At 69.4% G+C, this 13,317-nt stretch carries 10 protein-coding genes; 8 read left to right on the top strand and 2 right to left on the bottom strand.

The genetic code is table 11. The annotated features are described in order from the left end of the window. The first annotated feature begins 557 nt into the window (after positions 1 to 557). The 8 genes from pstS to C8263_RS06615 all read left to right on the top strand — a co-directional run bounded on the left by pstS (position 558) and on the right by C8263_RS06615 (position 10,175). Entirely contained in the window at positions 558 to 1,583 is a 1,026-nt protein-coding gene (pstS, locus tag C8263_RS06655) for a phosphate ABC transporter substrate-binding protein PstS (RefSeq protein ID WP_199188336.1), read from the top strand. Between the two features lie 195 nt (positions 1,584 to 1,778). Beyond that, positions 1,779 to 2,795: a phosphate ABC transporter permease subunit PstC gene (gene pstC / locus C8263_RS06650; RefSeq protein WP_107137349.1), complete on the top strand. Its 1,017-nt coding sequence runs from the start codon at positions 1,779 to 1,781 to the stop codon at positions 2,793 to 2,795. Then, a complete protein-coding gene (gene pstA, locus C8263_RS06645) occupies positions 2,795 to 3,712 on the top strand; it encodes a phosphate ABC transporter permease PstA (protein ID WP_107137348.1) in 918 nt (305 codons plus the stop codon). The genes pstC and pstA overlap by 1 nt, the downstream gene beginning before the upstream one ends. A 25-nt stretch (positions 3,713 to 3,737) precedes the next feature. Continuing rightward, positions 3,738 to 4,496 (top strand): phosphate ABC transporter ATP-binding protein PstB, encoded by a 759-nt coding sequence (gene pstB / locus C8263_RS06640; RefSeq protein ID WP_107137347.1) that lies wholly within the window; start codon positions 3,738 to 3,740, stop codon positions 4,494 to 4,496. A gap of 721 nt (positions 4,497 to 5,217) precedes the next feature. Further along, positions 5,218 to 5,664, top strand: coding sequence for a DUF1775 domain-containing protein (locus C8263_RS06630; protein WP_107137346.1), 447 nt, complete (start codon positions 5,218 to 5,220; stop codon positions 5,662 to 5,664). 57 nt (positions 5,665 to 5,721) lie between these two features. Continuing rightward, entirely contained in the window at positions 5,722 to 6,120 is a 399-nt protein-coding gene (locus tag C8263_RS06625; RefSeq protein ID WP_107137345.1) for a copper resistance CopC family protein, read from the top strand. A gap of 284 nt (positions 6,121 to 6,404) precedes the next feature. Continuing rightward, on the top strand, positions 6,405 to 7,202 hold the full coding sequence (locus C8263_RS06620) for a CopD family protein (protein ID WP_107137344.1): 798 nt from the start codon (positions 6,405 to 6,407) through the stop codon (positions 7,200 to 7,202). A gap of 123 nt (positions 7,203 to 7,325) precedes the next feature. Then, complete coding sequence (locus tag C8263_RS06615; protein ID WP_107137343.1) at positions 7,326 to 10,175, top strand: sensor domain-containing protein; 2,850 nt, start codon at positions 7,326 to 7,328, stop codon at positions 10,173 to 10,175. Here the strand turns inward: C8263_RS06615 and C8263_RS06610 are convergent. Both C8263_RS06610 and glpK read right to left on the bottom strand, forming a co-directional pair. Beyond that, entirely contained in the window at positions 10,156 to 11,736 is a 1,581-nt protein-coding gene (locus C8263_RS06610; protein ID WP_107137342.1) for a glycerol-3-phosphate dehydrogenase/oxidase, read from the bottom strand. The genes C8263_RS06615 and C8263_RS06610 overlap by 20 nt on opposite strands. After that, entirely contained in the window at positions 11,733 to 13,235 is a 1,503-nt protein-coding gene (gene glpK / locus C8263_RS06605) for a glycerol kinase GlpK (protein ID WP_107137341.1), read from the bottom strand. Before glpK ends, C8263_RS06610 begins: the two co-directional genes overlap by 4 nt. Positions 13,236 to 13,317: the final 82 nt, after the last annotated feature.

Below are 13,317 nucleotides of genomic sequence, written 5' to 3'. Positions count from 1 at the left end.
CACTTGGGCGCCCCAGGGCAGCTGGAACTTCAGTGAAAGAGAGGCGGGAGATCTGACTTTCAGGTGTCCCGCCTCTCTCGTTGCCGGCCTGTCTTCCACTCCGGCCTGCTGCACCACGATCAGCTGGAACAAAGCCGAGGTGCCTGCGCTATGCCCGGAGGGGCGCGGTGCTCCCCCTCGGTCTGCTGCGCCGCTGTGCCAGAGGGTGGGCTTGAAGCCCGGCTGAGCGGCTGTCTGTTTCCTCCTGGATTAAGTACGTTGCACCTCACGTTACGACTTTGCAGGAGAGCACCGCAAAGTCTCCACTCCCGGTGCAACGTACTTTTTTCGATACTCGCTCCGCTCGGTTGATCTAAAGATCAACAGCGAGTTACTTAGAGAGGGCCTCGCGGTTCTACAGGCGCCGTCAGTCGTTCTCGCTGGCTGTCAGGGGGTGCTGGTCCCAAACGGCCGCGTGGCCTGCTGCTGGCCCCTGGCCTCCGGGAAGCGCAGAAGCAGGCCACGCTTTGCGCTGGTGGCGTGACGCCGCGCTGACAATCGCCGGGCACACTGCCCGCATGAAGAAGATGTTTGCTCTGGTTGTTGCCCTCGCCGTCACCACGGCCGCCGCACAGTCCACTGTGACCGGCGCAGGCGCGAGCTTTCCCTTCCCGCTGTACAGCAAGATGTTCGCCGAATACAAGAAAGACAAGGGCGTCACCGTCAACTACCAGTCGGTGGGCAGCGGCGCCGGCCAGAAGCAGATTCTGGAGCGCACCGTGGACTTTGCCGGCAGCGACAACCCCATGAGCGACGAGGCCATGAAAGACGCCCCCGGCAAGCTGCTGCATATTCCCACGGCCATCGGCGCCGTGGTGCCCGCCTACAACCTGCCCGGCGTCACCACGCCGCTGAAGTTCACCGGCAAGGTGCTGGCCGACATCTACCTGGGCAAGATCCGCACCTGGAACGACAAGGCGATTGCCGCCCTGAACCCCGGCGTGACCATTCCCCCGCTGCCCATCACGGTGGCCCGCCGCAGTGACGGCTCGGGCACCACCTTCGTGTTCTCAGACTACCTGGCCAAGGTCAGCAGTGAGTGGAAGAGCAAGGTGGGCGTGGGCAACTCGCTGCAGTGGCCTGTGGGCACCGGCGCGCGCGGCAACGACGGCGTGGCGGGCGTGGTCAAGAGCACCCCCGGCGCCATTGGCTACGTGGAACTGGTGTACGCCAAGCAGAACAAACTGCCCTTTGGCAGCGTGCAGAACCGCGCCGGCAAGTTCGTGCTGGCCGACAACGGCCCCGCCGCCGCCGCCGCCCTGGGCGTGGTGATTCCCGCCGACACCCGCGTGAGCCTGACCAACAGCGCCAACGCCGACGCCTACCCGATTGCCAGCTTCACCTACGTGATTTTCTACCAGGAGCAGAAGTACGCCGGGCGTACCCAGGCCCAGGCCAAGGCCCTGAAGGACCTGCTGAGCTGGATGGTCACCACCGGTCAGGGCTACAACGAGGCGCTGGACTACGCCAAGCTGCCGGCCAGCGCCTCGAACAAGGCCAAGAGCATCCTGAACAAGATGACCTTCGACGGGAAGAAGCTCTAAGACAGGCTGAGGCAGGGGGCTCCTCTTTCCTTCGTCCTTCTCCCCTTTTCCTCTCTTCTTCCACGGGCGGCGCTGCGCGGTTATGCAGCGCCGCTCCTTTGGCGGCCCCCAGCAGCGTGAAGAGCCATGAGCTGACGCCGCACTGACAAACGCCCTGTGAACTGGGCGCTACGGCCCCGGAGGGGTCATGAACTCATGAGCGAACCCACCCAGACCCGTCCCCCACGCCCCGCTGCCCTGAGCAGCGCGTCAGACCGCCTGTTCCAGGGCCTGATTCTGCTGCTGGCCAGCGTGATTGTGCTGGTCTTTGTGCTGAGCATCTTTCAGCTGGGGCGCGAATCGTGGCCGGCCCTGTCGCGCTTTGGCCTGGGCTTTTTCACCGAACGCACCTGGAACCCGGTTGAAGGCGTGTTTGGCGCCGCCGCCATGATCGCCGGTACCCTGGTCACCAGCCTGGTCGCGCTGGCCATCAGCGTGCCGCTGGCGGTGGCCAGCGCGCTGTTTGTGGCGGAGTACGCGCCCAAGTGGCTGGCCAACCCGGTGGGCTACCTGATTGAGCTGCTGGCAGCGGTGCCCAGCGTGGTGTACGGCCTGTGGGCGCTGTTCGTGATTGCGCCCATGCTGGGCCAGTGGCAGCTGACCTTCTTCAATCCCGAAACCCACCCCGAGCGCGTGGAGCTGTACACCAAATGCGCCGCGCTGTGGGCCGAGAACCAGACCACCCTGCAGTGCTTTTTCGTGCCCAGTGCGGGCGGCGGGCGCGGGCTGGCGCTGGCCATCATCATCCTGACGGTCATGATTCTGCCCTACACCGCCTCGGTGGCGCGCGACGTGATCCGGCTGGTGCCCCAGGACCAGCGCGAGGCCATGTACGCCCTGGGCGCCACCAAGTGGGAAGTGATTTCCCGCGCCATCCTGCCGTACGCCCGTGCGGGCATTCTGGGCGGCGTGATTCTGGCGCTGGGCCGCGCCCTGGGTGAAACGCTGGCGGTGGCCATGGTGATTGGCGACAGCCAGGACATCCTCAAGAGCCTGTGGGGCAACGCCAGCACCATGGCCTCGGTGATTGCCAACCAGTTTGGTGACGCGCAGGAAGCCCTGCACCGTTCCAGCGTGGTGACCCTGGGCCTGACCCTGTTTGTGCTGAGCGTGGCCGTGAACTTCGTGGCCCGCGTGATTATTGCCCGCCTGACGCCCAAGGGAATTCAGTGATGAGCGCCGCCACCCCCCCGGCCGCCGGGCGCCACGGCCTGAGTCCGGCCCGCCGCGCGCGTAACCTGCTGATGGGCGGCCTGATTCTGCTGTCCACCCTGCTGGTGGTCGCGCCCCTGATCCTGATTTTCCTGTATCTGCTGCGCGAGGGCTTTGGGGCCATGTTCAACCTGGACTTCGCGCGGGCCCGGGAAGGGCTGGGCGCGGTGTTCAGCGGCGCCAACCTGGATTTCTTCACCAAGACCCCGGCCCCCGAGGGCGAGACGGGCGGCGGCCTGGCCAACGCCATTCTGGGCAGCATTCAGATGCTGGCGATGGCCAGTGTGATTGGTGTGCTGGTGGGGGTAGCTGGCGGCATCTTCCTGGCCGAATACCCCCGCCACCCGCTGATGCCCACCATTCGCATGGTGAGTGACGTGCTGGCCGGTATTCCCGCCATCGTGATGGGTCTGGTGGCTTACGGCCTGATCGTGCTGCAGTTCGGCTTCTCGGGGCTGGCGGGCGCCGTGGCCCTGGGCTTTCTGATGATTCCCATCGTGGTGCGCACCACCGAGGAAGTGCTGAAACTGGTGCCGCAGACCGTGCGCGAGGCCGGGCTGGCGCTGGGGTTGCCCAAGTGGCTGGTCACCCTGCGCATTGTGCTGCCGGCCGCTGCCGGCGGCATCGTGACCGGCGTGATGCTGGCGCTGGCCCGCGTGGCCGGCGAGGCGGCGCCGCTGCTGTTCACGGCCTTTGGCAACAGTGCCATTAACCTGGATCCCACCAAGCCCATGAGCGCGCTGCCCCTGGAAATCTACCGGGGGGCCACCAGCGCCTACGACGAGAACCAGCGCCTCGCCAAGGCGGGCGCGCTGCTGCTGATCATCCTGATTTTTGTGACCAGCCTGCTGGCGCGCCGCGCCAGCCGCCGCAAGTGATCCCGAACCCCAAGGAGTGCTCCCCGTGACCCCTATTCTGAGTGCCCAGAACGTCAACATCTACTACGGCGACAAGCAGGCCGTGCGCGGCGTGGACCTGACCGTGCAGCGCGGCACCGTCAACGCCCTGATTGGCCCGTCCGGCTGCGGCAAGACCACCTTTCTGCGGGCCATCAACCGCATGCACGACCTGACCCCCGGCGCGCGGGTGGAAGGCACCATCCTGCTGCACGGCGAGAATGTGTATGGCCCGGGCGTGGACCCGGTGGTCATGCGCCGCCGCGTGGGCATGGTGTTCCAGAAGCCCAACCCCTTTCCCACCATGAGCGTGTTCGACAATGTGGTTTCGGGCCTGAAGCTGGCGGGTATCCGCGACAGCCGCCGCCTGATGGAGATTGCCGAGCGCTCGCTGCGGGGCGCCGCGCTGTGGGAAGAGGTCAAGGACCGCCTGAAGATGCCCGCCACCGGCCTGTCCGGCGGGCAGCAGCAGCGCCTGTGCATTGCGCGCGCCCTGGCCGTGGAGCCGGAAATCCTGCTGATGGACGAGCCCACCAGCGCGCTGGACCCCGCCAGCACCGCCAAGATCGAGGAACTGATGACCGGCCTCAAGCAGGTCACCACCATCATCATCGTGACCCACAACATGCACCAGGCCGCGCGCGTGTCGGACACCACCTCGTTCTTCCTGAACGGCGACCTCGTGGAACACGGCGTGACCGACCAGATTTTCACCGCCCCGCGTGACGAGCGCACCGAGGCGTACGTGACGGGCCGCTTCGGCTGAGGGCCACCCGGGAATCCTGGGGCGTGGCGGGACACCTGCCACGCCCCAGCCGTTATCCTGCCGGCGTGAAAAGGCGCGCGGGGCTGGCACAGGCAGGGCAGCGGTGGCTGCTCGCGGCGCTGTGCCTGCTGGCCTCGTTCGCGTTTCTGGGTCGGGCGACGGGCCCCGGCGGGATCGGCGCGCGGCCGGCGCCTTTGTGGGGGGCGTGGCTGGTGGGGAACCGGGCTCCGGAGGCGGGGCCCACCCACCGCCCGGCCCTGCGCCACAGCCAGTTGGGCCACAGCCAGCCGGGCCACAGCCAGCCGGGCCACCCCGCCCACACCGCTGACCCCCAGCCCGTCCAAACCCACACCGCTGGCCCGGCCGTGGCCGCCCGCCTCCCGCTGACCCAGGCCGCCCCCAATGCACCGCCGCATGGGCCGACCCACAGCCCTGATTCTCACCGCACCGGTCACGGTGCCCACTGCCCCTTCTGCTTCACAGCGGCCTTTGCGCTGGAAGCAGAAGGGGCGCTGGTGTTGGCGCAGGCGGCAGCGGCGCGCCTGGCCCCGGCCGACCGCTGGGCCGGGCCCTGGCTGGCCCCTGTGCGCCATGTCCAGGCCCGCGCGCCCCCCTTTTCCCCGGTTGACCGGAAGCCCAGCCCCGCACCGCGTTCTGGCGGTCGGCGCACCGTCCTTCTTCGCGCTGGGGACCGCCCCCAGCCGTCACCCGAGGTTCTTCCATGTTGACCCACCTGCTGGCCCTGACCAGCGCCCTGCTGCTGTCTGTCGCCGCCGCCCACGCCACCGTCCGCACGGAGAGCGGCCTGAGCGAAAGCCGCGCGGGTGCCAGCGAAACCTACCGCCTGAACGTGCCCACCGAGAAGGAGATCAGCACCACCCAGATCCGGCTGGTGGTGCCGGCCGGGCTGACGATCACCCGGTTTCAGGTCACGCCCGGCTTCACCCGCACGGTGAAGAAAAACGAGGCGGGTCTGGTCACCGAAGTGCTCTGGACCGGCCGCGTGGCGCCCATGGAATACGCGCGCTTCTTCTTCCAGGCCCGCAACCCGGCCGCGCCCGGCGAACTGAGCTGGAAGGTCTACCAGACCTACAGTGACGGCTCGGTGGTGGCCTGGGACGACGCAGACCCGGCAAGGGGCCCGGCCAGCAAAACAGCCGTGAAATAAACCGCCTGCGCGGGGCCACCCAGCGGGGCCCCGCTCCATCCTGTAGAGAGGTGAGACATGAAACGATGGTTGATACTGGCCCTGCTGGCGCTGCCGGGCGCGGCCCTGGCCCACACGGCGGTCACCCGGGTGGTGCCGGCCCAGGGCGCGGTGGTGGCGGCGCCCGGCGCCGTGACCCTGACCTTCAGTGAACCGGTGGAACTGCGCTTCAGCGCGGTGCGCGTAATGGCCGTGGCCCCGGGCCAGACCCCGGCGGCCGCCGCGAAGCTGGCCCTGGCCGCGCGCCCGGACGCCCCCACGCTGGCCAGCCGCCCCCCGGGCGGTTCTGGGCTGGCCGCCCGGCTGAGCGTGCCGCTGAAACCCGGCCTCAGGCCCGGGCTGTACGTGATCGCCTGGAAGCTGCTGTCCGGGGACGGGCACCCGGTCAGCGGCCTCAGTACCTTCCGGGTGCGCTAGGTGCCTCGCTCCTCTGTCAACGCTTCAGAAGCGCGCCAGGTCATACGGATTCCGTCCATTTCCGTACCATCCGGGAAAGAGCCGCATGTTCCCCGCCTTCGGCGCTGTGCCAGTCCAATTCCCGGAAATCCGCCTTCTTTCCTGCTCCCTCTGGTCGGAAAAGTTCCGCAACGTGTTACGGAACTTTTCGGAACCCGTATTATTCCCATTCCCAGGGCGAGGGCCTTTGTTCGCTCCTTGCCCTGCTCGGTTGATCTTCAGAGCAACCGCGAGAGACTTGAGCCGTGCGGGCGCTGCTGACCGGGGCCGCCCACCTGGGGCTGGTGCTGCTGCTGGGGGGCGTGCTGTCGCGGCGCGCCCTGACCCCCGGCTGGCCCCGCCTGTGGGTGCCTGCCCTGGGGGCCGGGCTGCTGCTGCTGGGCTGGGGCGGGCAGGTGGGGCTGACGCTGGGCGCCCTGGGCTTTACCGCGCCAGGGGACGTGCTGGCCTACCTGACGGGCACCGGGCCGGGCCGGGCCATCCTGACGGGCCTGCTGGGCGCGGCGCTGCTGCTGGCCGCCGAGACGGGGCGCTGGCCCTGGCCGGCCCTGCCGCTGGCGGCGGGGGTGGTGCTGTGGGGCGCGGCAGGCGTGGGTCACGGCGCCGGGCACGGCGTGGGCATGCGCGCCCTGCACGCCGCGCACGCCGCCGCCATGTGCCTGTGGCTGGGCGGCGTGCTGAGCCTGCTGCGCCGGGGCACCCCGGGGCTGGCCCGGCGCTTTTCCCGGGTGGCGGCGCTGTGCGTGGCGGTCCTGGCCCTGACGGGGCTGGCAATGGCAGCCGAGCATCTGCGCTGGCCGCTGGTCTGGCCCGGTACCCCCTACACCCAGGCCCTGGCGCTGAAACTGGGCACAGTGGCCCTGGCGCTGCTGCTGGCGTTGGGCGTCAGGCGGGCCCTGGCGCGGGGGCGCCCGCTCACCTGGCCGCTGCGGCGCGAGGCCCTGGCGCTGCTGGTGGTGCTGGCGCTCACGGCCCACCTGGTCACGCAACCCCCACCGGCGGGACATGCCACGCACGCCGCCGCCGGATTAGACTTTCCTTAATGGCCCCTTCTCTACGTCTGTCCGGGCAGTCTGTTTCTCCGGATGCCGTCTCTGTCCGGCTTTCCGGTGCCGGTCTGGTGCCCGCTGGTCAGGCGCACTGCGGGCTGATCTGGAACCGGCGTCATGCCTGAGCACGAGGCCCAGCTGTTTGCGGCCATGTTCCGGCGCTCACCCATGGGTATTGCGCTGGTGTCCCTGGAAGGCAGTTTCCTGCAGGTGAATGACGCCCTGAGCCGCATGCTGGGCTACGCCCCCGCCGAATTGCAGGCCCTGACCTTTCAGGACATCACCCACCCGGACGATCTGGACAGCGACCTGGCGCTGCTGCGGCGCGTGCTGGCGCGCGAGTTGGACCAGTACGAACTGCGCAAACGTTACTGGCGCAAGGACGGACAGCTGATCTGGATAGAACTGCACGTCTCGCTGATTGTGCACGAGGACGGCTCGCCGGCCTTTTTTGTCTCGCAGATTCAGGACATCACGGCGCAGGTGGAACGCGAGGCCCAGCTGCAGGATGTCAACGAGCGGCTGAGACTGGCGCTGGACGCCACCGAGGACGGCATCTGGGACTGGCAGTTGCCGGGCGGCGAGCTGTTTGTCTCGGACACCTTCCGGGCGCAGCTGGGGCTCGCGGCCCACGAGCCGGTGAGCCTGGCAACGTGGCTGGCACAGGTGCATCCCGACGATCTGCCGGCGCTGCAGGCCACTTACCGCGCCCACCTGACTGGTGACCGGCCCCTGCATGCGCAGTACCGCGCCCGGCCCGCCAGCGGCGAGTGGCACGTCTTTCAGGTGCGCGGGCGGGTCACGGCGTGGGACGAGGCCGGCCAGCCCCGGCGTGTGGTGGGCACCCAGACCGACATCACTGCGCAGGTGCGCACCACCCAGGACCTGCAGCTGCTGCTGGACAACCTGCCAGCGCTGATCGGGTACTGGGACACCACGCTGCACAACCGCTTTGGCAACCCCACCTACCTGGACTGGTTTGGCCTGACGCCCGCCCAGGTGCGCGGCCAGCACATCCGGGACGTGATTGGCGAGGCGCTGTATGCCCAGAACCAGCCGATGATCAGGCGGGTCCTGGCCGGTGAAACGATGCGCTTTGAGCGCCAGCTGACCCGGGCCAGCGGCCAGCTGCGCTTCATAGAGCTGGTGTACGTGCCCGACCTGCAGGGGGGCGAGGTCCGGGGCTTTTTCTCGCTGGGCACCGACATCACCGCGCGCAAGGCCGCCGAGCGTGCCCTGACCGAGCAGCGGGAACTGGCCCGCGTGACGCTGGCGTCGATTGGTGACGGGGTCATCACCACTGACCCTGAAGGCCGGGTCACCTTCCTGAACCCCACGGCCGAGCGCATGACCGGCTGGGCGCTGGCCGAGGCGACGGGGCAGCCCATCGAAACGGTGATGCCGCTGCTGGAAGAAAGCTCGCGCCAGCCGCTGCCCAATCCGCTGCGCCGCGCCCTGAGCGAGCGCGAAACCCTGGGGCTGGCGGCCAACACGCTGCTGCGCAGTCAGGGCGGGGCCTATTTCAGCATCGAGGATTCAGCGGCGCCGATCCTGAACGAGCAGGGCGAGCTGCTGGGCGCCGTGCTGGTCTTTCACGATGTCTCCGAGGCCCGGGCCATGGCCGTGCGCATGACCCACCTCGCGCAGCACGACGCCCTGACCGACCTGCCCAACCGGGTGCTGCTGCGCGACCGGGTGTCACAGGCCATTGGCCGCGCCCAGCGCCAGGGCACGCGCTTTGCGGTGCTGTTTCTCGACCTGGACCACTTCAAGAACGTCAACGATTCGCTGGGCCACCATGTGGGCGACGAACTGCTGAGGGCCATCGCCGGGCGCCTGCGCGGAGCGCTGCGGGCCTCGGACACGGTCAGCCGCCAGGGGGGCGACGAATTTATCGTGCTGCTGCCCGACATGCGCGAGGCCGACCATGTGGAAAACGTGCTGGCCAAGCTGACCGAGGCGCTCACCGTGCCCTACCACGTGGCCGGGCATCAGCTGGACATTGGCTTCAGCGTGGGCGTGGCCCTGTACCCCGACGACGGCGAGAGCACCGACGTGCTGCTGCAGCACGCCGACGCCGCCATGTACCGCGCCAAGGCCGAGGGACGCGGGCGCCACCGCTTCTTCTCGCGCGCGCTGCACGAGGCCATCCTGGCGCGCCAGAGCCTGCAGACTGAACTGCGCCAGGCCTTCGAGCGCCGTGAATTCTCGCTGGTGTATCAGCCCAAGGTCAACCTCTGGACCCGCGAGGTGCTGGGCGCCGAGGCGCTGCTGCGCTGGGTGCGCCCGGACGGCCGGGCGGTGTCGCCCATGGACTTCATTCCCCTGGCCGAGGAAAGCGGCCTGATTGTGCCGCTGGGTGCCTGGGTGCTGGAAACTGCCTGCGCCCAGAGCCGCGCCTGGGCCCAGCAGTGCGGCCACGACGTGCCGGTATCAGTCAATATCTCGCCGCTGCAATTTACCGACCCCGGGTTTCTGGCTACAGTGCAGCGCTGCTTGCAGGGCAGTGGCCTGAGCCCGCGCCTGCTGGAACTGGAACTCACCGAGAGCATGCTGATGGCCGACCTGGAACGGGTGCAGCAGACCCTGGGCGCGCTGCGGGCCCTGGGCGTGTGCGTGTCCATTGACGACTTCGGCACCGGCTATTCCAGCCTCAGCTACCTGCGCGCCTTTCCGGTCAACACCCTGAAAATTGACCGCTCGTTCCTGAAGACCCTGCCGGACGATGCCCAGGCGCTGGCGGTGGTGGAGGCCGTGGTGGCCCTGGGCCGCAGCCTGAACCTGGGCGTGATTGCCGAGGGGGTGGAAACGCCCGAGCAGGCCCGCAGCCTGCTGAACCTGGACTGCGCCGCCATGCAGGGCTACCTGTTTGCCCGCCCCATGCCCCCGGCTGAACTGCTGACGTGGCTGCGCGACTGGCGGGCCCAGAGCGCCGAGGACGCGGACCTCAGCTCGCTGAGGGACTAGGCAGCAGGTAACCCTGGGCCAGCGCGCGGTAGGTCCCCACCTGCGCTGCCTGCCACGCGTGGTCCTGGCCCAGTTCCTCGGCCAGCAGTTCGGCCACACGTGGAGCGGCCTCCAGGCTGGCGCGGGCGTCCAGCAGCAGGGCGCGCAACCGGCGCGAAAGCACGTCCTCCACGGTGCGGGCCTGCTCCATGCGCGCGGCCCAGCGCACCTGGGCTTCCACATACGGCAGATCGGGGTGCAGCTTTACCTCGGCGCCGGGCAGGGCCTGCACGCGCGCGGCGTCGGTGCCGTACACCTGCCAGGGCGCAGGCCGCGGTTCGGCGCAGGCGCCGTGCAACTTCAGGCCCCGGGTCAGGCTCAGGCGCGCGGGCAGTCCGGCGTGGGCGGCGGCGCGGTTCACGGTGTCCTCGGCCATGTGGCGGTAGGTGGTCCACTTGCCGCCTGTCAGGGTCAGCAGCCCGCCTTCGCTGAGCTGCAGGGTATGGTCGCGCGAGAGGCTCTTGGTCTCGCCGCGCCCGCCACTTTTCACCAGCGGGCGCAGGCCAGCAAATACGCTCAGCACGTCGTCGCGCCCGGGCGCGGGCGAGAGGTAGCGCGCGGCGGTCTCCAGAATAAAGTCCACTTCCTGGGGCAGGGCGCGCGGCTCGGCGCCCACCCCGGGCACCGGCGTGTCGGTGGTGCCGATCACCACGCGGTCGTGCCAGGGCACGGCGAACAGCACCCGGCCATCATCGGTGCGGGGCACCATCAGGGCGTGCCCGCCGGGCAGAAAGCGCCGGGGCACCACCACATGCACCCCCTGGCTGGGCGAGAGCAGCGCCGGGGCGTCGGGGCGCTCCAGGCGCCGCACCTCGTCCACGAAGACCCCGGTGGCGTTGACCACCATGCGGGCGCGCACTTCATGGGTCTGCCCGGTTTCCTCGTCGCGAAAGCGGGCTCCCCGCACCTGACCGCCCTCCTGCACCAGCCCCAGCACGGGGGCGTGGTTCAGGGCCACGCCGCCAAAGTTCTGCAGGGTGCGCAGCAGCGTGATGGCCAGCCGGGCGTCGTCAAATTGCCCGTCGAAGTAGAGCACGCCGCCCTTCAGGCCCGGGCGCACCAGCGTGGGAATGCCGCGCAGGGCCTCGGCGGCCCCCACCGGGCGGCTGGCGCGCAGGTTCAGGCGCCCGGCCAGCAGGTCGTACAGCTTGAGCCCGATGCCGTAAAAGGGCGTGGCCCACCAGTGGTAGGCGGCGATCAGAAAGCCCAGATCGTGCACCAGATGGGGCGCGTTCCGCTTGAGGAGGCCGCGTTCATACAGCGCCTCGCGCACCAGGGCCACGTTTCCCTGTGCCAGATAGCGCACGCCCCCGTGCACCAGCTTGGTCGAGCGGCTGCTGGTGCCCTGGGCGTAGTCGCGCGCTTCGAGCAGCAGTACCCGGTAGCCGCGCGTGGCGGCGTCCAGCGCCGTGCCCAGCCCCGAGGCGCCGCCCCCGATCACCAGCAGGTCCCACACGCCTTCATTCAGCGCCGCATGCAGGTTCACCCGGCGGGCGCCCGCGCCCGTCACCACGTCCGTCATGCCTCGTCCTCCTGGGCCCAGGCGCGGCTACGTTCCACCGCGCGGCGCCACTGACGCACGCGGCGCTCTCGCTCGTCGGCGCCCAGGGCCGGCTCGAAGGAGCGGTCCACCTGCCACAGGGCTTCCAGTTCGGCTTCACTCTGCCAGTAGCCCACCGCCAGCCCGGCCAGAAAGGCGGCGCCCAGCGCCGTGGTTTCGGTCACCCTGGGGCGCGTGACCGTCACGCCCAGCAGATCAGCCTGCGCCTGCATCAGCAGATTGTTGCGGCTGGCCCCGCCGTCCACCCGCAATTCGGACAGGGTCACGCCGCTGTCCTGCACCATGGCGCCCAGCAGGTCGGCCGCCTGAAACGCCACACTGTCCAGCGCCGCGCGGGCCAGGTGCGCGCGGGTGGTGCCGCGTGTGAGGCCCACCACCGTGCCGCGCGCGTAGGGATCCCAGTACGGGGCGCCCAGGCCCACAAAGGCGGGCACCAGATACACCCCGCCGCTGTCCGGCACCCCGGTGGCCAGGGCTTCAATCTCGGCGGCGTCGCGGATCAGGCCCAGGCCGTCGCGCAGCCACTGCACCACCGCGCCGGCCACGAACACCGACCCCTCCAGGGCGTAGGTGCGCCCCTGCCCCCGGTCCCAGGCCACGGTGGTCAGCAGGCGGCTGGGGCTGCGCACCGCTCCCGGGCCCGTGTTCATGAGCATGAAACAGCCGGTGCCGTAGGTGTTTTTGGCCATGCCGGGCCGCAGGCACACCTGCCCGAAGGTGGCCGCCTGCTGGTCGCCGGCCATGCCCGCAATCTTCACCCGCGCGCCCAGCAGGCCCGGCGCCGTCTCGCCGTAGACCTCGCTGCTGGGCCGCACCCCGGGCAACAGCGCGCGCGGAATGCGCAGCAGGGCCAGCAGTTCGTCGTCCCACTCGCCCGTGTGGATGTTCAGCAGCAGGGTGCGGCTGGCGTTGGAGACATCGGTCAGGTGGCATTCGCCGCCCGTCAGGTGGTACAGCAGCCAGCTGTCCACGGTGCCGCAGGCCAGCTCGCCGCGCTCGGCCCGCACGCGGGCGCCGGGCACATGGTCCAGAATCCAGGCCAGCTTGGTGCCGCTGAAATAGGGGTCCAGCAGCAGCCCCGTCTTCTCGCGGATCAGGTCCTCGTGCCCAGCGGCGCGCAGGGCCTCGCATTCGGCGGCGGTGCGGCGGTCCTGCCACACGATGGCCGGATAGATGGGCTCGCCGCTGGCGCGGTCCCACACGATCACCGTCTCGCGCTGGTTGGTGATGCCAATGGCGGCCAGGTCGCCTGCGCGCAGCCCGGCGCCCGCCAGGGCTTCTTGCACCACGCCCAGCTGCGTGCTCCAGATCTCGCGCGGGTCGTGCTCCACCCAGCCGGGGCGGGGAAAGTGCTGGGTGAATTCCTTCTGGGCCAGGTGGCGAATCTGGCCCTGGTGGTCAAAGACGATGGCGCGGCTGCTGGTCGTGCCCTGGTCGAGGGCAAGAATGAACTGGGTCATGCGGCTCCTGTGACAGCACTGAGAGACAACAGGCGAACAGAGCCCGATCACACCACCGGCTGAACAGAATGTCAATGCTGGT

Origin of the sequence: Deinococcus arcticus, from assembly GCF_003028415.1 — a bacterium.
Classification (GTDB): domain Bacteria; phylum Deinococcota; class Deinococci; order Deinococcales; family Deinococcaceae; genus Deinococcus; species Deinococcus arcticus.
Note: the sequence above shows the minus strand (reverse complement) of the source record. Positions and strands in the feature narration are given on the sequence as shown.

Bases quoted from the DNA above. Each gene is read 5' to 3' on its own strand.
- C8263_RS06630 (WP_107137346.1), top strand. From the start codon at position 5,218: ATGTTGACCCACCTGCTGGCCCTGACCAGCGCCCTGCTGCTGTCTGTC.
- pstS (WP_199188336.1), top strand. From the start codon at position 558: ATGAAGAAGATGTTTGCTCTGGTTGTTGCCCTCGCCGTCACCACGGCC.
- C8263_RS06625 (WP_107137345.1), top strand. From the start codon at position 5,722: ATGAAACGATGGTTGATACTGGCCCTGCTGGCGCTGCCGGGCGCGGCC.
- C8263_RS06610 (WP_107137342.1), bottom strand. From the start codon at position 11,736: ATGACGGACGTGGTGACGGGCGCGGGCGCCCGCCGGGTGAACCTGCAT.
- pstA (WP_107137348.1), top strand. From the start codon at position 2,795: ATGAGCGCCGCCACCCCCCCGGCCGCCGGGCGCCACGGCCTGAGTCCG.
- C8263_RS06615 (WP_107137343.1), top strand. From the start codon at position 7,326: ATGCCTGAGCACGAGGCCCAGCTGTTTGCGGCCATGTTCCGGCGCTCA.
- pstC (WP_107137349.1), top strand. From the start codon at position 1,779: ATGAGCGAACCCACCCAGACCCGTCCCCCACGCCCCGCTGCCCTGAGC.
- glpK (WP_107137341.1), bottom strand. From the start codon at position 13,235: ATGACCCAGTTCATTCTTGCCCTCGACCAGGGCACGACCAGCAGCCGC.